At 65.9% G+C, this 22,141-nt stretch carries 21 protein-coding genes; 10 read left to right on the forward strand and 11 right to left on the reverse strand.

The features are described from left to right. The first annotated feature begins 193 nt into the window (after window positions 1-193). The 8 genes from Y706_RS0105530 to Y706_RS0105565 all read left to right on the forward strand — a co-directional run bounded on the left by Y706_RS0105530 (window position 194) and on the right by Y706_RS0105565 (window position 8,433). A complete protein-coding gene (locus Y706_RS0105530) occupies window positions 194-1,033 on the forward strand; it encodes a hypothetical protein (protein ID WP_156945071.1) in 840 nt (279 codons plus the stop codon). Window positions 1,034-1,359: 326 nt separating this feature from the next. Then, the gene (locus Y706_RS0105535; RefSeq protein ID WP_028275796.1) at window positions 1,360-2,379 is read left to right on the forward strand and encodes a VOC family protein; all 1,020 of its coding nucleotides are present in this window, start codon (window positions 1,360-1,362) and stop codon (window positions 2,377-2,379) included. A 6-nt stretch (window positions 2,380-2,385) separates the two neighbouring features. Further along, window positions 2,386-3,348 (forward strand): fumarylacetoacetate hydrolase family protein, encoded by a 963-nt coding sequence (locus Y706_RS0105540; protein WP_028275797.1) that lies wholly within the window; start codon window positions 2,386-2,388, stop codon window positions 3,346-3,348. After that, the gene (locus Y706_RS0105545; protein ID WP_028275798.1) at window positions 3,345-4,388 is read left to right on the forward strand and encodes a cyclase family protein; all 1,044 of its coding nucleotides are present in this window, start codon (window positions 3,345-3,347) and stop codon (window positions 4,386-4,388) included. The genes Y706_RS0105540 and Y706_RS0105545 overlap by 4 nt, the downstream gene beginning before the upstream one ends. A 61-nt stretch (window positions 4,389-4,449) precedes the next feature. Beyond that, window positions 4,450-5,574, forward strand: coding sequence for an FAD-dependent monooxygenase (locus Y706_RS0105550; protein ID WP_028275799.1), 1,125 nt, complete (start codon window positions 4,450-4,452; stop codon window positions 5,572-5,574). After that, the gene (locus Y706_RS0105555) at window positions 5,571-6,644 is read left to right on the forward strand and encodes an amidohydrolase family protein (RefSeq protein ID WP_028275800.1); all 1,074 of its coding nucleotides are present in this window, start codon (window positions 5,571-5,573) and stop codon (window positions 6,642-6,644) included. Before Y706_RS0105550 ends, Y706_RS0105555 begins: the two co-directional genes overlap by 4 nt. A gap of 12 nt (window positions 6,645-6,656) precedes the next feature. Continuing rightward, complete coding sequence (locus Y706_RS0105560) at window positions 6,657-7,655, forward strand: fumarylacetoacetate hydrolase family protein (protein ID WP_028275801.1); 999 nt, start codon at window positions 6,657-6,659, stop codon at window positions 7,653-7,655. Between the two features lies 1 nt (window position 7,656). After that, window positions 7,657-8,433 (forward strand): SDR family NAD(P)-dependent oxidoreductase, encoded by a 777-nt coding sequence (locus tag Y706_RS0105565; RefSeq protein WP_028275802.1) that lies wholly within the window; start codon window positions 7,657-7,659, stop codon window positions 8,431-8,433. An 18-nt stretch (window positions 8,434-8,451) separates the two neighbouring features. On the opposite strand, the gene Y706_RS0105570 is transcribed toward Y706_RS0105565, so the two are convergent. The 6 genes from Y706_RS0105570 to Y706_RS0105595 form a co-directional block, all read right to left on the reverse strand. Next, window positions 8,452-9,234 (reverse strand): SDR family NAD(P)-dependent oxidoreductase, encoded by a 783-nt coding sequence (locus Y706_RS0105570; protein ID WP_028275803.1) that lies wholly within the window; start codon window positions 9,232-9,234, stop codon window positions 8,452-8,454. A 72-nt stretch (window positions 9,235-9,306) separates the two neighbouring features. Beyond that, on the reverse strand, window positions 9,307-10,269 hold the full coding sequence (locus Y706_RS0105575; RefSeq protein ID WP_052355014.1) for a LysR family transcriptional regulator: 963 nt from the start codon (window positions 10,267-10,269) through the stop codon (window positions 9,307-9,309). A gap of 75 nt (window positions 10,270-10,344) precedes the next feature. Continuing rightward, entirely contained in the window at window positions 10,345-11,922 is a 1,578-nt protein-coding gene (locus tag Y706_RS0105580) for a GMC oxidoreductase (protein ID WP_028275805.1), read from the reverse strand. 16 nt (window positions 11,923-11,938) lie between these two features. Next, entirely contained in the window at window positions 11,939-13,420 is a 1,482-nt protein-coding gene (locus tag Y706_RS0105585; RefSeq protein WP_253906699.1) for an MFS transporter, read from the reverse strand. Window positions 13,421-13,606: 186 nt separating this feature from the next. Further along, entirely contained in the window at window positions 13,607-14,404 is a 798-nt protein-coding gene (locus Y706_RS0105590; protein WP_028275807.1) for a hypothetical protein, read from the reverse strand. After that, on the reverse strand, window positions 14,401-15,441 hold the full coding sequence (locus tag Y706_RS0105595) for a Gfo/Idh/MocA family protein (protein WP_028275808.1): 1,041 nt from the start codon (window positions 15,439-15,441) through the stop codon (window positions 14,401-14,403). Before Y706_RS0105595 ends, Y706_RS0105590 begins: the two co-directional genes overlap by 4 nt. A 105-nt stretch (window positions 15,442-15,546) precedes the next feature. Between Y706_RS0105595 and Y706_RS0105600 the strand changes: the two genes are divergently transcribed. After that, the gene (locus Y706_RS0105600; RefSeq protein ID WP_028275809.1) at window positions 15,547-16,809 is read left to right on the forward strand and encodes an ROK family protein; all 1,263 of its coding nucleotides are present in this window, start codon (window positions 15,547-15,549) and stop codon (window positions 16,807-16,809) included. A gap of 29 nt (window positions 16,810-16,838) precedes the next feature. On the opposite strand, the gene Y706_RS0105605 is transcribed toward Y706_RS0105600, so the two are convergent. Further along, complete coding sequence (locus Y706_RS0105605; protein ID WP_028275810.1) at window positions 16,839-17,255, reverse strand: C-glycoside deglycosidase beta subunit domain-containing protein; 417 nt, start codon at window positions 17,253-17,255, stop codon at window positions 16,839-16,841. A 68-nt stretch (window positions 17,256-17,323) separates the two neighbouring features. On the opposite strand from Y706_RS0105605, the gene Y706_RS0105610 reads away from it, so the two are divergent. Further along, window positions 17,324-18,352 carry a restriction endonuclease subunit R gene (locus Y706_RS0105610; protein ID WP_028275811.1) on the forward strand — a complete coding sequence of 343 codons (1,029 nt, stop codon included), beginning with the start codon at window positions 17,324-17,326 and terminating at the stop codon, window positions 18,350-18,352. A 73-nt stretch (window positions 18,353-18,425) separates the two neighbouring features. Here the strand turns inward: Y706_RS0105610 and Y706_RS0105615 are convergent, their stop codons facing one another. From Y706_RS0105615 to Y706_RS0105630, 4 genes are read right to left on the reverse strand one after another with little or no spacing between them, the layout of a single operon-like run. Beyond that, window positions 18,426-19,430, reverse strand: coding sequence for a sugar phosphate isomerase/epimerase family protein (locus Y706_RS0105615; RefSeq protein ID WP_028275812.1), 1,005 nt, complete (start codon window positions 19,428-19,430; stop codon window positions 18,426-18,428). A 13-nt stretch (window positions 19,431-19,443) separates the two neighbouring features. Further along, a complete protein-coding gene (locus Y706_RS0105620) occupies window positions 19,444-20,655 on the reverse strand; it encodes a Gfo/Idh/MocA family protein (protein ID WP_028275813.1) in 1,212 nt (403 codons plus the stop codon). After that, complete coding sequence (locus Y706_RS0105625; protein ID WP_028275814.1) at window positions 20,652-21,050, reverse strand: C-glycoside deglycosidase beta subunit domain-containing protein; 399 nt, start codon at window positions 21,048-21,050, stop codon at window positions 20,652-20,654. The genes Y706_RS0105620 and Y706_RS0105625 overlap by 4 nt, the downstream gene beginning before the upstream one ends. A gap of 8 nt (window positions 21,051-21,058) precedes the next feature. Beyond that, window positions 21,059-22,123 (reverse strand): sugar phosphate isomerase/epimerase family protein, encoded by a 1,065-nt coding sequence (locus Y706_RS0105630; RefSeq protein WP_028275815.1) that lies wholly within the window; start codon window positions 22,121-22,123, stop codon window positions 21,059-21,061. Window positions 22,124-22,141 lie beyond the last annotated feature (18 nt).

Here is a 22,141-nt window from a genome sequence, read left to right on the forward strand (position 1 = left end):
GGCCTCCCGCCGTCGTCCGCTTCCGTTTTGGTGAGGTGCTGGACAGCGCGGGCCAGCCGCCGTCGGAGGCATGGATGGCGCCGAAAAACTACCGTGAGAAGCGTCTCAAATTATTACGGCGACAGCCGGGAGCCAGTCGCGGGCAGGTAAAGTTATCTGTTCGTAACATTATCTGACTGAAATGTGTTTGAAGATGCCTGCAGACTCCGCTATCGAAGACAAGCCGAAACAGCTCCTCGGGCTAAGTGGCGCCCAGACTATTGGCTCGGCGTTGGCCGCGGTGACCTCTGCTTTGGTGGGGTCCTTTCTAGGCGTAGCCGGGACCCTTATCGGCGCCGCACTCGGTTCTATCGTTGCCACGGTGGGCGCCGCCCTCTATGCCCGAACACTCAGTTCGGCCGCCAACGTGGCATTGACGAAAATCCCAAAGCGACGCAGGGGCGGACTGCCCGCTGACGACGGCGAAGTACTGGCCGCCAGCGCTCCGGCCGAGAGCGACGAACCTCGAGCCAAACGGCTGAGGAGGCAGTTCACACCGAAGACCTGGATCAAAGTCGGGGCGGTCAGCGCTGCCGCATTCGTTATCGCGATGGTCGGTGTCACTGCGGTCGAATTCGGAACCAACAAGCCCATCTCCAGCCTTGTCTCGTCGGCGTCGAGCATCGAGGGCGGTGCGACCGGACCCACGACGACGCTGGGCACAGCACTGAGCGGCACTCCGACCGCCCCGGACAAAACGGACGCATCCACCAAGGACGTGAAGGAAGGACCTGGGCAAGTTGAGCAAGTGCCTGCGAAGGTCGAGGAAGGCGCCAACAAAGTAGATGGCCTGACCACGGACGGTAGCCCCAGTGGCGCGGACAGCGGCTCGACCGGAACCGCAGTGCCGGGAGCCGGCGCACCAAGCGACAGCACGCCAGCGGACGTCGCCCCCGAAACCGGCCAGGGCCCGGAGCCCGCCCCCGCAACCGAACCGACCCCGCAGCCCGAGGTGTCCTCGGATTCGGGATCGGCCGAGCAGCCCGCACCGTAATGGCGATGATAGGGATCAAGGACCGATAGGAACCTGTCAGCGCGGCCTGCGGGATCGCTGTCAAAGACGTTCTTAAAGGCATCGGAATCCGGACCGGATAGCTAATTTGCAGGGTGAACATCGTCGTTCCTTTCCTTCGGCTGCACGGTGGCCGGACGCTGATCGGACAGCTCGTTACGTTGGGCCTGCACTCAGGCCAGGTATCTGCCATACAAATAGGTGGCATCAGAAAACGCCCCTTCACCGAATACTTCTTTTGCCTCAGTCTGGTTACTAGACCTGCAGCGACCCCACTCACGGCAATCAGTACTTAGAAGGAATTCAACGTGGAAACTCCCCTCTCCCATCTTGCCCACCTCGAGATCACCACCCCCGACGTCGAAGCCTCGGCACGGTTCTACGAGGAAAAGTTCGGCATGCGCATCGTCGACCGGGTGGACGGCAACGTCTACCTGCGCTGCTGGGGTGACTACTACCGCTACAGCCTGGTCCTCACCGAAGGTCCGGAAGCTTCCCTGGGCCGGATGGCCTGGCGCGCCAACTCCCAGGCCGCCCTGGAAGCCGCAGCCCAGCGCGTCGAAGCAACCGGCGTCCAGGGCAGCTGGACCGCCGGCGGCCACGGCTACGGCAAGGCCTACGAATTCACGGGCCCCTATGGCCACCCCATGCGCCTCTTCTTCGACGTTGAGAAGTTCGTGGCTGAGCCCGGTTTTGAATCCACCTACCCGGACCGGCCGGAGCGCCGCAGCAGCCACGCCGCAGCGCCCCGCTTCCTGGACCACGTCACCGTGGCCTCCTCCGATGTCCGAGGCTTTGCCAAGTGGTACAACGAGGCGCTGGGCTTCCGCGTCATGGCCTTCGTGGACCTGGACGAGGCACCCATCACCGTCTTCTCCGTTCTCACGACCAACGAAAAGTCCCACGACCTGGGCGTGGTCCTGGACACCTCCAGCCGCGCGGGACGCGTCAACCACATCGCCTTCTGGGTGGACGCCACCGAAGACCTGCTGCGCACCGCGGATGTCATGATGGAAAACGGCACCGCCATGGAATACGGCCCCTCCATCCACGGCGTGGGCGAGCAAAACTTCCTCTACTTCCGCGACCCGTCAGGCCTGCGCGTCGAGCTCAACTCTGGCGGATACCGCAACTACGTCCCGGACTGGGAAGCCAACACCTGGAAGCCCTCCGAAGGATCCAACAACTTCTACAAAAACGGCGCCATGCCGCATTCCATGACCGAATCCTTCCCTCCCGCGGAAGGCTTCACCGCCACCGAAGAAGGCGCCTCCCCCGAAATGAAGGAAGCCCTCCTGAACCCCTACGCCAAGCAGGGACGGGGCTAGGACACCATGGCCGAAACACAATATGCACTCATCCGGTTCCAGGAGACCGGTGACAGCAAGGCCCGCGCGGGCCTGCTGGTCGGCGACCGCGTCCTGCCGCTGGATGGGGAGATCAACGCCCTGATCGAGCACTGGGACACCACCGAGAGCCAGCTGGACGCCATCGCCGCATCGGCCGGCGAGGACACCGGCCTGGCGATGGCCGACATCGAGGTCCTCGCCCCGGTAGAGCCTGTCCAGGTCCTTCAGACCGGCGCCAACTACCGCAAGCACGTCATCGACCTTGCCGCAGCCCACCGCGAACCCGGCGAGGACGAGGACGAAGTCCGGGACCGGACCGCCGCGATGATGGACAAGCGCGCGGGCCAGGGAACGCCGTACTTCTTCATCGGGCTCCCGACGGCGATCGCGTCCGCCACGGACGACCTCACCCTGCCTGCCTACTCCAAGTCCCACGACTGGGAACTTGAACTGGCCGCGGTGATCGGCAGGACGGCGTTCCGGGTCACCCCCGAGGAAGCCCTGGACTACGTCTTCGGCTACACCATGGTCAACGACATCACAACCCGTGAGTACGTGTTCCGCAAGGACATGCCGGCGATCGGCTCGGACTGGTACCGCGCCAAGAACGCCCCCGGCTTCCTGCCCACCGGACCGCTGCTGGTACCCGCCAAGTTCTTCGGCGACCCGCAGGACGTCCAGGTCACGCTGAAGCTCAACGGCAAGGCCATGCAGGACGAGTCCACCTCAGACATGATCTTCGGTGTCGCCAAGCTGATCAGCGAGGCCTCCCAGATCATGCCCCTGCGCCCGGGAGACCTGGTGCTGACCGGAAGCCCCGCCGGCAACGGCCAGCACTGGGGAAGGCTGCTCCGGGACGGCGACGTCATGGAGGGCACTATTACGGGCCTGGGCACCCAGCTCATCCACTGCAAGGACGAAGTTGTCACTGAAGGCAGCCAGCAGTGACCAGCCAGGACACAGCACCAACCACCACCGGCACCGGGGAATCAGCCACCGATTCCCCGGTCATCCGGCGTGACGATCCGCTCGGCAGCATCCGCGCCATGGCCGAATCCCACAACAACTGGGGCCGCTGGGGCCAGGACGACGTCCTTGGGACCCTGAACTTCATCGACGCGGACAAGCGCATTGAAGCAGCAGCCCTGGTAAAGACGGGCGAGGCCTTCTCGCTGTCCCAGCCGTTCGACACCAACGGGCCGCAGAAAGGCTGGCGGCGACGCACCAACCCTGTCCACACCATGACCGACACCGGCGTGGACGCCGAACGCGGCAACCAGGGCTTCCCGCACGGCTTCGGCGGCGCGGACGACGTCATTGCCATGCCGCTGCAGTGCTCCACCCAGTGGGACGGCCTCGGCCACATCTTCGACCAGGGCAAGGCCTGGAACGGCCGCGCCGCAGGGGACGTGGTCACCTCCGAAGGCGACCTGGTCACCGGCATCGAAACCGCCGCGGCCAAGATCGTCACCCGCGGCGTCCTGCTGGACGTCGGCCGCGCGCTCGGACCCGAACTGGGAAGGAACGACGGCGAGCTGCCGGACGGTTTCGCCATCACCCCCGAACACCTCCAGCGGACCATCGACCTGCAGGGCCCCAGCTCAAAGGTTGGCCGGGGCGACATCCTGGTGATCCGCACCGGACAGCACACCCGGGTGCGCCGCGACGGCTGGGGCGACTACGCCGGCGGCTCGGCCCCGGGGCTGTCCTTCAGCACCGCACCCTGGCTTCACCGCAGTGAAATCGCGGGGATCGCCACGGACACCTGGGGTTTCGAGGTCCGGCCCAACGAGTTCGACGGCGCCTTCCAGCCCCTCCACCAGATCGCCATCCCCAACCTCGGGCTGTTCCTCGGCGAAATGTGGGATCCGGACGGCCTCGCGGAGGCTTGCGCGGCAGACGGCAGGTACGACTTCCTGCTCACCGCGGCGCCCCTGCCCATTACCGGCGCCGTCGGATCGCCCGTCAACCCGATCGCCCTCCGGTAGCTTTCAGTACAACAGCACCACAACCATCATCAGTCACGCCGTCAATACAAAGGAGTCAGCGATGGCAGCAGTACAGAACGTCGGAATCGTCGGGGCGGGAGCCGCGGGACTGACCGCCGCCATCCTGCTGGCCGACGCGGGAATCCAGGTTGAAATCCTGGAGAAGGCCGATGCCCCGCAAACCCTTGGCTCTGGAATCACATTGCAGGGGAACGCCCTGCGGGTCCTCCGCCAGCTGGGCGTCTGGGAGCAAATCGAGGCGAAGGGCTACGCGTTCAGCACCCTCGGCCTGCGCGCCCCGGACCCCGCCGGCACCGTCATCGCCGTGCTGGATGACATGCGGACCGGCGGCGACGACCTCCCAGCCACACTGGGCATGTACCGCCCCGACCTCACCGCCATCCTCCGCGAGCGTGCCGGGCAGGCAGGCGCACGGATCAGCTACGGCAAGACGGTCACCGAAATAACAGACGACGGCGGCTCCGTCACCGTGAGCACCGCCGACGGCGGCACCGCCCGCTACGACCTCCTGATCGGCGCCGACGGCCTGCACTCAGCTGTCCGCAAGGCCATCGGCATCGATAGTGAACCCCGGTCCACGGGCATGGGCATCTGGCGCGCGTTCGTGGAACGGCCGCAGGACGTGGTCCGCACCGACCTGACGTACGGCGGGCCTTGCTTTATCGCCGGCTACTGCCCCACCGGCCCTGACACCATCTACGCCTACCTTGTGGAAAGGGCCCAGGAGCGCAAACACGAGGACGGCCCCCGCATTATGGCCGACCTCGCCGCTGCCTACGGCGGCCCATGGAACGAGATCCGCGCCAACCTGGACCAGAGCGCCCGCATCAACTACACGTGGTTCACTACCCACCTGGTGGACGGGCCGTGGAACCGCGGCCGCACCGTCATCATCGGCGACGCCGCCCACAGCTGCCCGCCAACCATCGCGCAAGGTGCTGCCATGGCAATGGAAGACGCAGCCGTGCTGGCCGATCTCCTGATCGGCGCCGACGACATCACCGAGACACTCTGGAAAGAGTTCACCGACCGCCGACTGGACCGGGCAAAAGCAGTGGTCGACGCCTCCGTCCAGCTGGGCCAGTGGATGCTCGACGGCGTCCGGGACGCCAACGTGCCGGGCCTCATGCATTCAGTCTCCAGCTTGGTCAGTGAGCCCGCATGAGCACCAGCCCTGCTGAAAAACCCACCGTGGACGTCCACGCCCACATCCTGCTTCCGGCCCTGCAGCAATTAGTGGCCGAAGCTGATCCCGAGGGCTTCGGCGCTCAACAGGCCCTGGAAGTCCGGCGCAACGGACCAGAGTCGATGGCCGCTTCGGGAAAAATGATCAAGGAGCGCTGGCCGCAACTGACGGACCTGGACCGCCGTCTTGCGGACATGGACGCCCAAGGCGTGGACGTGCAGCTCGTCTCGCCGTCGCCGTCGCACTTCTACTATTTCGCCGCGGAAGAACTGGCCCTGCAGGTTGCCAAGGCCGCCAACCAGGCGGTGCGGGAGTTCGTGGACCGCGCCCCGGAACGGCTGAACGGCCTGGGCCTGGTCCCGCTGCAGCACCCTTCCTTGATGGTCGAAGCCCTGGATCACGCCATGCTGGAGTGCGGGTTGCTCGGCGTGGAAATTGGCTCGTTCGCCGCCACCCCCACCGACCCGGAGCGCAGCACCGTTGAGCTCTCCGACCCCAGGCTGGAACCGTTCTGGAGCCGGGCCGAGGAGCTTGGTGCCCTGGTCTTCCTGCACCCCTTCGGATGCTCGCTGGACGAGCGGCTGGACCGCTTCTACCTCGCCAACACCGTCTCCCAGCCCGCGGAAAATGCGGTGGCCCTGTCCCACCTGATCTTCAGCGGTGTCCTGGACCGGCACCCGGACCTGAGGGTTCTGGCCGCGCACGGCGGCGGCTACCTGCCCACCAGCCTTGGCCGCTCCGATCACGCCTGGCGGGTCCGGCCGGAGGCACACGGCTGCGCCCAGCCGCCGTCGTCGTATGTGAAGAAGCTGTTCTTCGACTCCCTGGTCCACAACCCGGCTGAACTGCGGGCGCTCGTGGCCGCCGCTGGCCCGGGGCAGGTGCTGGTCGGTTCCGACTACCCGTTCGACATGGGCTCCGACCGCCCCGTGGCCGAGGTCATCGAGGCGCGGCTTCCGGTGGAGGACGAAGCCAGGGTGCTGGCCGGCAACGCCGCCGCCCTGGGCATCACGCCCGCCTCCATCCTCACTGCCCGCCGCACAGCCTAAGGAAGAATTTTCATGGTCAAGATTGCTCGCTGGAACCACGACGGCGGGACGCAGTCCGGCTTCGTCGACGGCGGTAACTGCTACGCCCTGCCCGCAGGCCAGAGTGTCCAGACCCTTTTGGATGCCGGGCTCGAAGAGACGCTGGGTTTGGCCCGGCGGATCATCGGGTCTGGCCCGGCCGTTCCGTTGGTGGACGTGCAGCTGCTCGCCCCACTGGCGCCCGCCACCATCCGGGATTTTGTCGCGTTCGAGGAACACGTCGAAGGCGTGCGGAAAAGCATCGACGGCGTGGCCGGCGTGGTGCCCGAATGGTACGAGGCGCCCACCTTTTACTTCACCAACCCGCATACGGTGACCGGCACCGGCGAGGTGATTGTTATTCCGGCGGGCTGCGAGGACCTGGACTTCGAGACCGAGGTAGCCGCCGTCGTCGGGCGCGTCCCCGGAAGCGACGGCCGGAACCTGACTGCAGCGGAGGCACACCGGCACATTTTCGGCTACACCGTCCTCAACGACTGGTCGGCGCGGGACCTGCAGCGCCGGGAGATGAGAGTCAGCCTGGGGCCGTGCAAGGGCAAAGACTTCGCCAATACCCTGGGGCCCTGGATTGTCACCGCGGATGAGTTCGAGGACCTGCACGACGCCGAGGGGTTCCTGCCGATCTCCATGGCCGTGGAAGTCAACGGGAAAGCCATCGGCCAGGACCTGCTGTCCAATATGGGCTGGCCGTTCGCCGAGCTCGTCGCCTACGCCTCGCAGGACTCCGTGGTCCGGCCCGGCGATGTGCTGGGCTCCGGCACCTGCGGCAGCGGTTGCCTCGCGGAGCTCTGGGGACGGAACGGCGCGAAGACTCCCCCGCCGCTGAAGACGGGAGACGTGGTCCGCATGACGGTGGAAGGCATCGGGACAATCGTGAATACGGTTGGTGAACGCCGCAACGCCGGGACCCGCGTGCGTGCCCGGCAGCGTCCGCGCAACCGGGTGGCCTCTACGGTTCCTTCCGGGACGTAGGGTGGTCTCCCTTCAGCTCGATGGCCGGACCGTGGTGGTCACCGGCGCTGGCCAGGGCCAGGGCGCTGCCGAGGCTCGCATGCTGGTGGAGGCCGGGGCCCGCGTCGTTGCCACAGACCTCGCAGTGGACATGCCAGCCGGGCTGGCCGCCGTGTCATCGTCTTCGGCCGGTTCGCTGGTGTACCGCCAACTGGACGTCAGCGATGCCTCGGGCTGGTCCGATCTCGCGCACTGGATTCAGACCAAGGGGTGGCAGGTGGACGGGTTGGTCAACAATGCAGGCATCACCCAGCGGAGCCGGTTGCTGGATGCCTCCGTGGCTGACCTGCAGCGCGTCTATGAAGTCAATGTTGCCGGAAGCCTGCTGGGGATCCAGGCCCTCGCACCGCTGATGGGCAGTGCCGCATCCATCGTCAATGTCGGTTCCGTCGCGGGCCTGACCGCGCACTATCCCGTGGCCTACACCGCCAGCAAGTGGGCACTGCGGGGCCTTTCCCAGGTAGCCGCCATGGAACTCGGCCCCCGGGGGATAAGGGTTAATACTGTCCATCCGGGCTTCATCGAAACGCCCATGACGGCGAGCGCTAAGCCCGAATTCAGGCAGGCGACCATGGCCGAGACCCCGCTGGGGCGCACTGGAAGCGTGGAGGAAGTGGCCGGCGTCGTGCTGTTCCTCCTCAGCCCGCTCTCGTCCTTCGTGACCGGTGCCGAGATCCCGGTGGACGGCGGCCAGTCGGGCCACGGCGGAGCGAAGTCTGTCTCCGACGCCATGCGCTGACGCGGTGCACGATTTCAACTAGCCCGGCAGCACGGCCGACCAGCCGCCGTCGACCATCAGGTTGGCGCCCGTCACGTATGACGCTTCGTCGGAGGCCAGGAACAGCGCGCATTTGGCCACTTCTTCCGGCGTGCCGATCCGGCCCAGCGGGATGCTGCCGGCGATGGACCGCATGGGGTGGTCGGCGGCCAGGAGGTTGCCCTCGGTGGCGGCGGTGCGGATCATTCCGGGGCTGACAGTATTGACGCGGAGTCCATGCGGAGCCCCTTCGGCCGCGAGCTGCCTGGTCATGGCCACCACGGCCCCTTTCGTGGCGGTGTGGGCCAGCCGGCCGTTGGTCATGGAACCGGTAACTCCTGCCGTGGATCCCACCAGCACGATGGCGGCGTCCCGCACCTGGATCAGTTGTGGCCAGAAGTATTTGACCGGCAGGAACACCACGTCCATCTCGTGTTCGACATTCCACTTCCAGTCGGCAAACGTGAGCTGCTCCACCGGGGCGAAGCGGGTGACCGCCGCGTTGGCATACAGGATGTGCACCTGGCCGTGGTTTGCGGCTACGTCCTGCGCCCATGCCGCCACAGCGGCCTCGTCCGTGAGGTCGACCCGGCTGCCGCTCATCCGCCCCCCGGCTGCGGTGACCTGGCGGACGGTGGCCGCGGCGCCGTCGTCGTCCATGTCACAGCCCACCACCACGGCGCCCGCCTCGGCGAAGGCGAGCGCCGCCGCCCTGCCTTGGCCGCTGGCCGTTCCGGTGATGACGGCGGTTTTGCCGGCCAGGCGCTGGCTGGAGACAGGCATGGGGGATCCCTTTCGAAGTGCGTTTCTTCGACTTTCGCAGGGATGGTCCGGATGGGGAACGGCGCTTTGGTTCTAGGTGGTATCTGCCGCGTGGATAGTTACCGGGTGGGCGGTGATGGGGAAAAGTTCGTGCAGCCGCGAACAGGCCCGCTGGACCACGGAACGCAGCCAGACGCTGGCGGGGTCCTCCGCCTGGGACGGGTGCCAGTACATCGCTTCCACGAGGGACGCTTCAGCGTCTTCGGAGAACGCCAGCACAACGATATCCGCGCCGCGCTGGGCCCGTGCTGCCAGCATCCCGGGGACGAGCGCCACGAGGTCTGTCCCTTCCACCAGGAGCGGCAGGGACAGGAACCCGGCCACCACAGCCGCCACGCGGCGCTGAATACCTCGCGATTCGAACAGCTTGTCCGCCGGGGTGCTGATCCCCTCACCGAAATAGCCGACGGCGTGGGGAACGGTGGCCAGGTCCTCCACAGTGAGCCGGGGCTGCTGGAGCAGGGGATTTCCGGTGTCAGACACAGCAACAAAGCTGTCCCGGAACAGCTGCTTGCTGGCTCCCTGCATCTGGTACCCCGTGGGCCCGACGAGCAGGTCGATTTTTGAGTAGTCGGCCATCTGGCCCTGGATCCCGGACTTGGCGGTGGGAACGAAATCCACCGACACTCCGGGGGCCTCCTCGCGCAGGATCCCCCGCAGCGGCCCCACGATCAGGGCCGCCGCGTAGTCCGAGGCGGCGATAATGAACTCCCGCTCGCTCGTGGCGGCGTCGAAGCCGGACCGCACGCGCGTGGCCCGCTGGATGTGAAGCATGGCTTCATCAACCAGCGGGACCAGGGACTGTGCGAAGGGCGTGAGGTCATAGGTGCGGCCGTTCCGCACCAGGAGTTCGTCGTCGAAATGGCGCCGGAGCCTGGCCATTGCGGCGCTGGTGGCCGGCTGGCTGAGCTGGAGCCTCTCGGCTGCCCGGGAGATGTTCCGCAGTTCCAGCAGGACCTGCAGCTGGGGCAGCAGGTTGAGGTCCAGGTTCTTCATACCCACAGGTTATCCGTGCCTCGGCGTCAGCCCAGCCACAGCTGGCGGGCGTCTGCGCCCCTACGAACAGTTGACCTAGGCACTCTGCGAACTAAGCTCCTCAGCAACCTTCCGGGCGCCGCGGACAGCGATGGCCACGCTCATCAGCGTGGGATTCATGGCAGTTGCCGTCGGAATGAGCGCATTTCCTCCCACCACCAGGTTGTTGTAGCCCCACACCCGTGACCACGGATCCGCCACCGAGGTGCCGTCGTCGGTTTCACCCATGCGCATGGTGCCCTGGTAGTGCAGGCTCGAGCCGTTCGGCATGAGCCTGGGCTCGGCCACGAAGGCGCCAAGGGCCTTACCGGCACGCCGCAGCCGCTCGGTTGCTTCGGCGATTTCCGCGTTTTCCCGTTCTGTGAGCGCGTACTCGATTCTCATGTTGGGGAATCCCCGGTAGTCCGGCTCATTGTCGTCGAACGTGACGGCATCCTCGTAGCGCGGGTGCTTGCGCATGCCGTAGCCCATGTTGACGTAGCCCCAGCGGTTCTCGGAGTAGGGGGTTCCCGGCTCCATCGGGAACGGCGTGGTCTCGGTGTACATGACCTGGACGGAGAAGGGGTGTTCCGGCTCCGAGAACGGGATGCGGTTGACAGCCGCGACGGGGTCTGCCGGGTTCAGTGCGCGCCGGGCCAGCTCGGCCTTAAGGTCCTCTTCGGTGGCGTACCGCCCCATCCTTTCGGCGTCCAGCGCCACCGTGGAGATGACCACGGGATGCTCGGTCAGGTAGTGGCCGAGGGCCTGCGGCCGCACACCGGATGCCCAGAGGAGCTGCGGGGAGCGGAAGGCATCGGCGGCCACCACCACGATGTCCGCTGCCACGAATGACTTCTCCCCGGTGCGGAGGTCCTCGACGGTGACACCGGTGACCCGGTGTCCGTCCAGTTCCACGCGGCGGACCAGGGTGAGGTCACGGAGTTCGAACTGCTTCGAGACCGGACTGTCCTTGTCGATCAGCGGGCCGAGGACGACGTCGGCCCCCGCCCAGCGCACGGAGCCGTCGGGCTGCGGGTCCCCGGCAACCGGAAGGGTGCCCACGCCGTACCCATCCGGCAGCTCCGCGCCGAACTCTTCATCGAGGAGGGTCCGAATGGCCTCACCAACGGCGGAGTCGGCAAACGCTGCGCTGTGGACGTGCAGCAGCTGCTTCGCGTCCTCAATCAGCCCGTCCCATTCGTCGTCCGCTATGAAGGGGATTTTTTCACTGAAGGCGGGCGACGGCGTCGCGCAGGTCCAGTGCGCACCCTGGCCGCCGACGTTGGTGGCCGCAGCCGCCGCGGGAAAACTCGAGGCGTGGGCGGAGCCCGCGCCGCCGAAGTCGAGAAGGTGGGTGCCCTGGCGGGCGGTGAACATTCCCTCGGTGACTGTGGCTGCCGGGATGCCGAGCGACTCCCGGTAGGCGCCGGCCTGTGGCCCTTGCGACATCTCGCGGGCACGAGCCTTTTCGCCAGGGTCGGCAATGTTGCGGACGCTTGCGCCGGGAACCTCCGTCACCTGCGGGCCGGCTTCGAACATCACCACCTTCGCGTTCGGGACCTGCTCGAGGAGCACCCTCGCATAGGTGGAGCCGATGGGCCCGCTGCCGACGATGGCGATGGTTGGGTTGGACATGATGTCTCCTTTGAAATCAGGCCGAAAGGGATTCGGAAGTTGTTTGGGGGGCGGGAACGGGTTCGTCGGAGAGGCGCCCGTGCGGAAGCAGGACCGCCGCGACTATTCCCACTGCGTACGTGGCCGCCAAGGCAATAAAGATGGGTGTGAAGACTGAGGCGTAGATCTGAGCCACGCTGGCCTGGACTGCCGGGGCGGCCCCTTTGACCAGTTGCGGGGTCAGGGTGGAAGCGTCCAGGCCCGCCGGCAAAAGGGCCGCCACGCCGAAGCCGATCACCCCGCCGATAATCGCCGTCGCCACTGTTGACCCCACCTGCCGCACCAGGTTGATCGTCGCGGTGATGGTGCCGGTCTGGCTGGCCGGAGCAGCTCCCTGGACCACAGTGACGATCAGGCTCATGAACGCGCCGGTGCCCATCCCGACAACGGCCATAACGATCATGGGAACCCACAGCGGAAGCCCGGCGGGCAGCACCGCCATCACAAACAGCCCGGCGGCCCCCAATGATGTTCCCAGGATGGGGAAGATCCGGTACCGCCCCGTCCTGCTGGCCAGCCATCCGGTGAGCAGGTTGCTGGTCAGCATGCCGAACACGGTTGCGATGGGCACGAGCCCGGACACGGTGGCGGTGGTCTGGTACGCCATTTGGACATAGGTCGGCAAATAGGCGGTGATGGAGAAGAGGCCGACGCCGATAATCGCCGAGAGTGCGGTGCCTGCCGCGATGGTCCGGTTGGCGAAGAAATGCAGGGGGACGATGGGTTCGGGTGCGCGGCGCTCAACAAAGTAGAAGGCAACGAAGCCCAGCATGCTGACCGCGAGCGCGGCAGCGGTGGCGGGGCCCGCGCTGCGTTCTGCGGCCCAGGTGGCGGCGAGGACAAGGGCCACCAGTGCAGCGGTAAATACAGCCGCCCCGGCAACATCGAAGTGGCGGGGCATGGGGCCGGGCTCCAGGTGGGGAACGGCAACCAGGGCAAGGGCCAGGGCTGCAGCGCCCACCGGGATGTTGATCCAGAAAACCCACTGCCAGCCCCAGTAATCGGTGATGGCGCCGCCGAGAACGGGGCCAACCAGGACCGCGATGGGGAAAGCTGCGCCAATGATGGCCATGTAGCGCGGACGTTCCCGCTGCGAGGTGACCCTGGCGATGATGGTCTGCGACATCAGCTGCAGGCCCGCGGAGCTCATCCCCTGCAGGACGCGCGCGGCGATAAGCCATGCCATGTCCTGCGAAAAGCCGCAGGCCAGGGAGGCCGCCAGGAACATTACCAGCGAACTGAGGAAGATCCGGCGGGCTCCCAGGACATCACCTAGTTTGCCGAGCACCGGCAGCAGCACTGTGCTCGCGAGGGTGTATCCCACAACAACCCAGCTCATGAGCTTCAGCGCGCCCAGCTCACCCGCAACCGTGGCCAGGGATGTGGACACCACGGTGTGGTCCAGGGCCCCGAGGAACGAAACCGTGAGCAGGGAGATAACAAGGAGACGGAGTCTCAAAGGTGAAAGTGGCATAGTGATCTACCCGAACGATCGGGCCGTCGACGCGACGTGTTGTGCCTCCGGCGCACCATCACGACGGAGAACGGGTTTGGAAGGAACCCCGGCGCCGTTACTCATGCTACCCCACTTTAGTTTGAAAGCAACAAAAGAATGCGTGAATTAGACACCTGTGGCGGGCATCCCTTATGTAGCAAGCACGGCGCGCGTGAGGGACATGTCCTCGAGCAGCTCATCCAGGTCCGTTCCGGGCCGACCCGAAGACTGCGCCTCGATGGCCCGGCGCAGCGCCAGACGGGCTGATGATTCATAGCGCTCCGGAGCCCTTAGTGTCCCGTCCTCGGTGGACGTCTCCAGCCGCGTCAGCCCGGCCTGCTGGTCCACGGTGACTTCGGTTCGCACCTCGCCGAGGGCCAGCACCTGGAGCAGGCCGTCGGCGTGAAGGCCCGCTGCCGCCGTCGCCCCCAGGGTGACGGGCATTGCCCCGCCCGCGGATCCTCCTGAATCCAGCAGAGCAATCCTGGCTTGCGCCGTGGCACTGCACACCTGGAGCGTCAACGGGCCCCGGACCAGTGACCGCGCCCAGCCCAAGCCGTCGCGGATTACCGCTTCAAGACCTGCCGCGGGGGCGGCGCACTCAACGGTGACGATCCGGGCCGGCCTGCCTCGTCCTGCCCGGACCGCGTCGGCAACCACATCCGGGCGCAGCCGGGGACGCTCAACGATGACCGGGATGTCACCGGGCCATGGGTATGCTCCGGGTCCTTTCTGCGGGAGCGCAGCAGGGTCCGCAATCACCACGGCTGCCGCTCCCCTGGCCCGGGCGTCCAGCATGCCCTGCCACCAATCGCCGGATCCAGGCACCACAGCCACCGCCCCACTGACGTCTCTGGTGAGTGCAGCACTGACGGCAAGCTCGGCGGCAGCCGCGAGATAGGAAGGCAACACGGTGAAGATGCCGAGCCCTGGATTTGCTGAACTCATTGCGGCACCCCCTCCAGAACCTTCGCTGCGGCAGCATCGGCCAGGTCGATTGCAAAGTGCGAGTCAGCCAGCAGTTCGTCGTACTCGACTGGGACCCCGCCTTCAAGGAGTGAGGCAAGCAGGCGCCACTGCGCCATATAGCCGTCTTCCGGATCCCGCCTGTACTCCGTCCACTGCCCGTCCGCGCTTCGCACTCGGGTGGCCGCGCTTCCGGCATGGACAAAGGCGGGCGGGAAATTCACCTCGATGCGGTCGTGGGAGGTGGCGATATTCATCCTCCAGAGGGCATCCGGTCCTTCCGGAAGCATGGTAAGCGCCAACTGGACCAGGATTCCGCCGGCCCGATACCCCACAAGGTAGCCGACTGGCGGGGCGACCCTGGCGTAAACAACCTCGTCGATGCCTGGCGCGATGTCCCTCACGGCCGGAAGATCATGGATCGCGAGACCGGTCAGCAGCTGCCGCAGAACGCCGGCCGCAACCGCGGGACTGTCGAGGTCCAGGCGTTCCCGCCGGGCGGCCTGGAAAGGGGCGCCCTCGGCGACCAGCCGGTGGTACCTGTCATTCGGCGGAAGCGCCAGCGTCACGGAGATCGCCTGCACCCGGCCCGCGAGGGCAACGAGATGATGCCTGGCCCGCCCCCACGCGGCGTCAAACAGGTGGTTCGTCCCCACCAGAAGGACCGTTCCCGCGAGCCGGCAGGCAGAGATGACTTCGTCGGCTTCTTCCCTGCTGGTGGCCAATGGCTTCTCGCAAAAGATGGCAGGCTTCCCCGCGGCTACAGCCGCCAGGATTTGGCGGGCATGTTCAGCGGGCGGGCTGCAGATGGCCACCAGGTGGACTGCCGGGTCCGCAAGCAGGTCCGCCTCCCCCACTGACCACCGGGCACCAAGCCTTTCGGCCAGGCCCTGGGCGCGCCCACTTCCCGCATCGGCAATGTGCACCACCTTGAACAGCTCCGCCAGGCGCCCCAGCACCGGCAGATGCAGGGCCGCGACGCCCGGCCCGGCCCCAAGAACTCCTATATCCCAAGGCATCGTCGCCTCCCTCTTTTGTCCATATTATTCATAAGTACGGAAATATCCGGCTATAGTCGCGTTCAACCCCACCTTAGTTCCCTCTTATGTGTGAGAATTGTGATCATGACGACAGAGTCCACACTCCGCTTTGGAGCACAAACGGATGAAGTGACGAGCCTGCTGAGGATCGTCAACCTGGTGCGAACGGGCGAGGCAACAACGCGCCCTGAAATCGGCAAGGTCACCGGGCTGGGCAGGGGCGTTGTCAGCCAGCGCGTGGACCAGGCCATTGAGATCGGCTTTCTCGGGGATGGAGAATTCGGCGCCTCCTCCGGTGGCCGCGCGCCCCGGACCCTTCGCTTCCGCGCGGAGCAGGGAAGGATCGTCATATGTGCCCTCGGAGCCGCTCATATAAGGGTTGGCGTCACCGCCCTTGACGGCGACATCCTGGAACACTCGCACCGCACCTGGGATATCGCCCAGGGCCCCGAGAAGACCATTGACGCCGTGATGGCCCTCGTTGACGACGTGCTGAAAAAGGATCATCAAGTGCCCGTCTGGGGTGTAGTGGTGGGCCTCCCCGGCCCGGTTGACTTCGCCACGGGACAACCGGTGGCACCTCCGATCATGCCCGGGTGGAATGGATTCGATGTCCGCACGCCCTTCGAGGACCGCTTCAACGCACCGGTGTGGGTGGATAACGACGTCAACCTGCTGGCCCTTGGTGAGCGCGCCCGGCGTCGCGAATCCCTTGCGAACCTCATCTACTGCAAGATCGGTTCGGGAATCGGTGCCGGCCTGCTGTCCCAGGGCAGGATCCACCGCGGTGCCAACGGCGCGGCCGGCGACATCGGCCATGTCCGGGTTTCCGACTCCCATGCCCAATGCCGCTGCGGCAAGATCGGCTGTCTCGAAGCGGTGGCCAGCGGTTGGGCCCTGGTCAGGGACGCGGAAGAGGCTGTCAAGGAAGGCACCCGGAGCTCCCTGGCCCCGCTGGCAAAAAAGGGGACACTTACCCTCGAGGAGATCACCCTCGCGGCCCAGGCCGGGGACCCGCTGGCCATCACACTGATTCAAAAGTCGGCCCGGGTAGCGGGTGAGACCATTGCAGCCCTGGTGAACATGTTCAACCCCGGAATCATCGTCATCGGCGGGGCCATGGGATCGGCCGGCGAAGTATTCCTGGCCGAAGTGCGCCAGCGGGTCTACGAGCTGTCCCTGCCGCTCGCCACCCGCGACCTCACCATCACCTTGTCCGTCAACGATGAGCGCGAACCCCTGCGCGGAGGAGCCGAGCTGGCGCGCGAGCAGCTGTTCGATGTCACCTTCCCGCGCTGGTTTGCTGACGGCAGGCCCTCACCGGAACGGCACGCTGTCCCCGCATAGGGTCCACTGCGCGGCCTGGGCATAGCCGCTCAGGCCACATCGCGGGAGACGCTGGGCACCGGTTCCCGGTCAAGCTCCAGCCGGGCCTCCAGATGGAACGGCAGGACCAGCGGAGAACCGGGACGCGCCTGAAGGTAGGGCACCAGCAGCTGGAAGTCGACGGCGATGGCGTGCACCCCGCGGGAAAGCTCGCGCCGGCCGGCCAGGACCACCCTGTCCTGCACGAACCACCACCCGGACTCCGCCTGCAATGCGTCTGCACGCACGCGCCGGGCCCCCAGCACCACCGTCAACTCCCCTGGTGCCACCGGGATGCCGTCGACCTCAACTGCGAGCTCAGCCACGGTGGAAAGGGGCATTGAGCGGATCCATGAAAGGCCGAGCCGGAGTTCAAAGCCTTCCGGCGTGGCCGTCAGCGCATCTTCGCGCAAAGCGGTTTGCAACATGGCTTCCATCCTTTATCCTAAAAGTGACATAAGTTTGTCATTAACAAGCATAAATGGGAAGGCATCATATGGCCCCCGCACTTCTTCACAACTGGACCCTCTGCGCCAGCTCGTTCAACTGGATTCCGGAGATCACGGCAGCCCGGCGGACAGCCACTGACGTTGTGATTGGCATCGCGGATTCCGTGGCGAAGGCAATAGAACTCGAACCTGGGCTGCTGTGGCGGTCCTTCCCCGCTCCGCAGGACGCCGAGGTAGACGAACTGCGGGATTCGCTGGCGGCAAGAGGGGGCCGCGTCAGCATCGTTGGCGCCAGCCTCGACGACTTCACGTCCCCAACCGACCGCCGCTCGTTGCAGGAGCGCTTGGACTTCCTGGTCCCCCAGCTCAGCGCCGCCAGCCGAGTGGGTGCCCGCGGGATCCGGTTACCGATCGGACAGGCTGGCACGGAACTGCTCACGCTGCTGCAGCCGCTGCTGCATGAACTCGATCTGGTGCTGTACGAAGAAATCCAAGGGCAGCAGACTCCAAACAACCCTTCTGTGGCACCAGCACTGGATGCGATAGCCGGGCTGGCAGACGAGCACGTGCGGGTACTCGTCGACATCAGCATGCTCATGCCGGCCCTTCCCGTCACCTACCTTCATGAGTTGCGTCAGGGCGGCGTTCCTTCCGATCTTCTGGCGCGCCTGGAGAATGACTGGCGCGATCCCGCCACCCTCGATGCCGTCACCGCCATGCTCCGCGCAGGGAAGGTTCCGCCGCGCATCCACACCCTCTTCATGAACCTGCTCATCCGCTTCGGCCGCAGTGACGCCGCAGATCTGCAGGGCATCCTCCCCCTGGTGGGCGCCTTCCATCTGAAGTTCTGGGATCTGGACGACGACGGCGGCCGGGTTTCCCAGCCGCTGCATGACCTTGGCAGCCTGCTGCGCGGGACCGGCTTCACGGGCACGCTGACCAGCGAATGGGGCGGCCACGAGTGGCTGCTGGACGACCCAACGGAGATGACGCGGAGTCACCTGGCCCTGGCGGGGGCAGCCCTCGCGGAGCCAGCAGTGGTGGAGCCGGCACCAGCGGCCCGGGCGGCCCTCTGACCGCATACAAGAAGCCCATGGCATACAAACAAGTGAGGCCGGCCCCGCGGGGCCGGCCTCACTTGTTTGCGAATTACTTCGTGCTGAATGCGGCGTCGAAAGCTGCGGCGGAGGGTTCATAGCCGGAGAGCCGGCGCACGAAAGCCAGCGCCTCGGGGGCGCCATCCAGCCGGTCCATTCCGGCGTCCTCCCACTCCACGGACAGCGGCCCGCGGTAGTCGATGGCGTTCAGCATCCGGAACGCATCCTCCCACGGCACGTCGCCGTGGCCGGTGGAGATGAAGTCCCAGCCGCGGCGCGGATCAGCCCAGGGCAAATGGGAGGAGAGCCGGCCGTTGCGCCCGTTGGACAGGCGTTTCTTCGTGTCCTTGCAGTGCACATGGTAGATCCGGTCCTTGAAGTCCCACAGGAACCCCACAGGGTCGATGTCCTGCCACACCATGTGGCTCGGGTCCCAGTTCAGGCCAAAGGCCTCGCGGTGCCCGATCGCCTCGAGGGCGCGCTGCGTTGTCCAGTAGTCGTACGCGATCTCTGATGGGTGCACCTCATGGGCGAACCGGACGCCCACCTCGTCAAAGACATCGAGGATGGGGTTCCACCGGTCGGCAAAATCCTGGTAGCCAGCGTCGACCATCTTTTCGGAGGCGGGCGGGAACATCGCCACGTACTTCCAGATGGACGATCCCGTAAAGCCGGTCACCGTTTTCACGCCCAGCTTGGCGGCGAGCCGTGCAGTGTTCTTCAGTTCCTCGGCGGCACGACGGCGGACCCCTTCAGGATCGCCGTCGCCCCATACGACGTCCGGCAGGATGCCGCGGTGCCGTTCGTCGATCGGGTCGTCGCAGACGGCCTGGCCCTTGAGGTGGTTGGAGATGGTCCACACTTTGAGGCCGTGGCGTTCAAGAATGTCCAGCTTGCCCTGCACATAGGCGTCGTCGTCCCAGCGCCAGGGATCCAGGTGGTCACCCCAGCAGGCGATCTCCAGCCCGTCGTAGCCCCATTCGCCGGCGAGCCGGGCCACCTCCTCGAACGGCAGGTCGGCCCACTGGCCGGTGAACAAGGTAATTGGTCGTGCCACGTGCTTCCCCTCCTCAACTGGCCGGCACGGGAACGCCGGCAGCGACCCGTGTCCAGGCGGAATCATTTTCGGAACTGCGCTCGACAGCGTCGAGCACCCGCTGCACCCTCAGCCCGTCAGCGAACGACGAATGCGGGACGGCGCCGCCCACGATGCCCTCCACGAGGTCCTTGACCTGGTGGGAGAACCCGTGCTCGTAACCGAGCATGTGGCCTGCCGGCCACCACGCCGAAACGTAGGGATGCTCCGCTTCCGTGACCAGGACCTTCCGGAAGCCCTGGCGGTCCGCAGGTGCCGTACGGTCGTAGAACTGGACGCTGTTGAGGTCCTCCAGGTCGAAGGCCAGGGCGCCCTTGTCCCCGGAAACCTCAATCTGGAGCGCGTTCTTCCGGCCGGTGGCAAACCGGGTGGCCTCGAACGACGCCAGCGCGCCGGATTCGAAGCGGCCCGTGAAGATGGCGATATCGTCCACCGTCACCTGGCCGGAGCCGACACCGGCAGCGCCGGAAAGCCCGGTATCGGAAGGTCCGGAGCCTGAAGTGGAGCCCTTCAAAAGAGGCCGCTCCTTCACGATGGTGTCGATAACGCCGGACACTTTCTCCAGATTCAAGCCGGTGACGAACTGGGCCAGGTCGATGGCGTGGGCGCCGATATCCCCCAGGGCCCCCGAGCCGGCGTGTTCCTTCTGCAGGCGCCACGCCAGCGGCATCTCCGGGTCCACCAGCCAGTCCTGCCGGTACGAGGCACGCACCTGGTTGATCGTGCCGACGGCGCCTTCGGCGATGAGGTTGCGGAGGAAGGTGACGGCCGGAACGCGGCGGTAGGTGAAACCGACCATTGCCTGGATGCCCCGGGCAGCCGCCCGTTCGGCAGCTTCGGCCATCGCTTCGGCTTCCGCCACCGTGTTGGCGAGTGGTTTTTCGCACAAAACGTGCTTCCCGGCCTCCAGCGCGGCGATCGCGATTTCGGCGTGGGAGTCGCCGGGCGTGACGATATCGACGACGTCGATATCGTCACGGGCGATCACGTCCCGCCAGTCGGTTGCTGGCTCTGCCCAGCCCCACTTGCTGGCAGCGGCGGCGACCGCTTCAGCGTTGCGGCCGACAATAACCGCCATTTCCGGCTCGGCGGGCAGGTCGAATATCCGCGGCGCCGTCCGCCAGCCTTGGGAGTGGGCAGCACCCATGAAGCCATAACCGATCATGGCCACGCGCAGGGTTTTCATGCGAGCACCACCGTCCGGTCAACCGCCACGCGGTTGCCCACGTAACGCATCGGCGCGATCTGCATATACAGCAGGCGCAGGGTGAGGATGACCTCGACGTCGATCTCCTCGCCGGCGTCGGGGACGCGGTCCAGCGGGATGATCACGTCGGGCTTGTCTGCGACGAACCACAGGGTTTCCCATTGCTCCGGGAGTTCAGCTATGGAGTAGGACTTGTCCTGCAATTCGAAGCGGAGAGACTCCTTGGGAATCTCCACGCCGTTGACGGTTGCGACGACGTCGTCAACGGCGGACAGCCAGAGGCTGCGGTACCAGGGCAGCTGCACCGATACGGCAATCCCCTCGGGGTGCCGGCGGACGTCGGTGTCCTGGAACAGGGAATTGTGAGTTGCCATGGCTTTCCTTACTTAACAGTCTCGACCAGGGTCGCGTGGGAGTCGGATGCATTTGGATCAACGGCTTCTTCGATGGCATGCCGCATCAGCGTGTGCTGCTTCTTGACGAGGTCGATCGGATCGGATTCGCCCAGGTCGGCGAACGCATGGCCCTCCCACTCGCTGGACAGGTAGCCCTGGTAGCCGCCCTTGACGAACTGGCGCACAATGCGGGGAATGTCCATCGCGGGTTCATTGCCGTGTTCGTCGATGTCGTAGAACTTCGCGTGGACATGGAAGATCTGCGGCATGATATCCAGCCATTCCTCGGGCGGAACCAGTCCATGCATGTTGAATGCCAGCCGGGTGAACGGGCCCAGGCGGGAAGGATCGAAGTTGTTGGCACTGAGGTAGTCCTCGAACTCCTGGTTGCGCTCATGCATGGGCGACGGTTTGCGCCAGATCTCCTGCATGACGGCGAAGTGCTCCTCGGGCAGCCCCATTTGCGTCAACGTGCGGAAGAGGGTCGGGGAAAGGCTGTGCATCGTCGAGCTGAAGTCTGCGGTGAAACCGAGCCGGTCGCTTCCCAGTTCCTCGTACATCTCGCGGATCTGCAGGATCTTGGGATCGTTCGGGCCCTGCGGCGCGTGAATTTCGTAGCCGAGCTTCTGGTCGTACTTCTCGGCCAGGGGAAGCAGCCGGCGGAGCAATTCCTTGCCCGCGGAGCGGATCACCACGCGGTGGAAACCAAGCTTGTTAGCCGTGTGCAGCTGCGCGGCGAAGAAGTCGTACTCCTCATCGGGTGTCATATCCCGGTCCTTGCGGCGGCCCATGTCCAGGTTGGTGCCCACAGCGCTGGGGGTCAGGCCGTAGCGGTCCATGCTGTCGCGCCACAGGCGGACGAAGTCGTCGTCGACGTCCGGGTAGGTGCGCAGCATCTGGGCGATGTTGAACTCAACCCCCGGGCCAAGGCCTTCATCTGCAACAGCTTTGATCAGCGTCTCAGGGGTGTAGAGCCCGGCGGCGAACTCGGAGGTGAGCGAATAGAGGGTGATGCCAAGCTCGATGCCCGAGCCTGCGATGCCTTCTGACATAATTTCTGGTTCCTTCGT

The sequence above is a fragment of the Arthrobacter sp. I3 genome (assembly GCF_000520575.1).
Taxonomy (GTDB): Bacteria; Actinomycetota; Actinomycetes; order Actinomycetales; family Micrococcaceae; genus Arthrobacter; species Arthrobacter humicola_A.

What these genes read in the sequence shown, in the direction of transcription:
- Y706_RS0105540 (WP_028275797.1), top strand. Translation starts at nt 2,386, where the DNA reads ATGGCCGAAACACAATATGCACTCATCCGGTTCCAGGAGACCGGTGAC.
- Y706_RS0105570 (WP_028275803.1), bottom strand. Translation starts at nt 9,234, where the DNA reads ATGCCTGTCTCCAGCCAGCGCCTGGCCGGCAAAACCGCCGTCATCACC.
- Y706_RS0105550 (WP_028275799.1), top strand. Translation starts at nt 4,450, where the DNA reads ATGGCAGCAGTACAGAACGTCGGAATCGTCGGGGCGGGAGCCGCGGGA.
- Y706_RS0105530 (WP_156945071.1), top strand. Translation starts at nt 194, where the DNA reads ATGCCTGCAGACTCCGCTATCGAAGACAAGCCGAAACAGCTCCTCGGG.
- Y706_RS0105580 (WP_028275805.1), bottom strand. Translation starts at nt 11,922, where the DNA reads ATGTCCAACCCAACCATCGCCATCGTCGGCAGCGGGCCCATCGGCTCC.
- Y706_RS0105630 (WP_028275815.1), bottom strand. Translation starts at nt 22,123, where the DNA reads ATGTCAGAAGGCATCGCAGGCTCGGGCATCGAGCTTGGCATCACCCTC.
- Y706_RS0105590 (WP_028275807.1), bottom strand. Translation starts at nt 14,404, where the DNA reads ATGAGTTCAGCAAATCCAGGGCTCGGCATCTTCACCGTGTTGCCTTCC.
- Y706_RS0105600 (WP_028275809.1), top strand. Translation starts at nt 15,547, where the DNA reads ATGACGACAGAGTCCACACTCCGCTTTGGAGCACAAACGGATGAAGTG.
- Y706_RS0105555 (WP_028275800.1), top strand. Translation starts at nt 5,571, where the DNA reads ATGAGCACCAGCCCTGCTGAAAAACCCACCGTGGACGTCCACGCCCAC.
- Y706_RS0105575 (WP_052355014.1), bottom strand. Translation starts at nt 10,269, where the DNA reads ATGAAGAACCTGGACCTCAACCTGCTGCCCCAGCTGCAGGTCCTGCTG.
- Y706_RS0105620 (WP_028275813.1), bottom strand. Translation starts at nt 20,655, where the DNA reads ATGAAAACCCTGCGCGTGGCCATGATCGGTTATGGCTTCATGGGTGCT.
- Y706_RS0105595 (WP_028275808.1), bottom strand. Translation starts at nt 15,441, where the DNA reads ATGCCTTGGGATATAGGAGTTCTTGGGGCCGGGCCGGGCGTCGCGGCC.
- Y706_RS0105605 (WP_028275810.1), bottom strand. Translation starts at nt 17,255, where the DNA reads ATGTTGCAAACCGCTTTGCGCGAAGATGCGCTGACGGCCACGCCGGAA.
- Y706_RS0105625 (WP_028275814.1), bottom strand. Translation starts at nt 21,050, where the DNA reads ATGGCAACTCACAATTCCCTGTTCCAGGACACCGACGTCCGCCGGCAC.
- Y706_RS0105560 (WP_028275801.1), top strand. Translation starts at nt 6,657, where the DNA reads ATGGTCAAGATTGCTCGCTGGAACCACGACGGCGGGACGCAGTCCGGC.
- Y706_RS0105610 (WP_028275811.1), top strand. Translation starts at nt 17,324, where the DNA reads ATGGCCCCCGCACTTCTTCACAACTGGACCCTCTGCGCCAGCTCGTTC.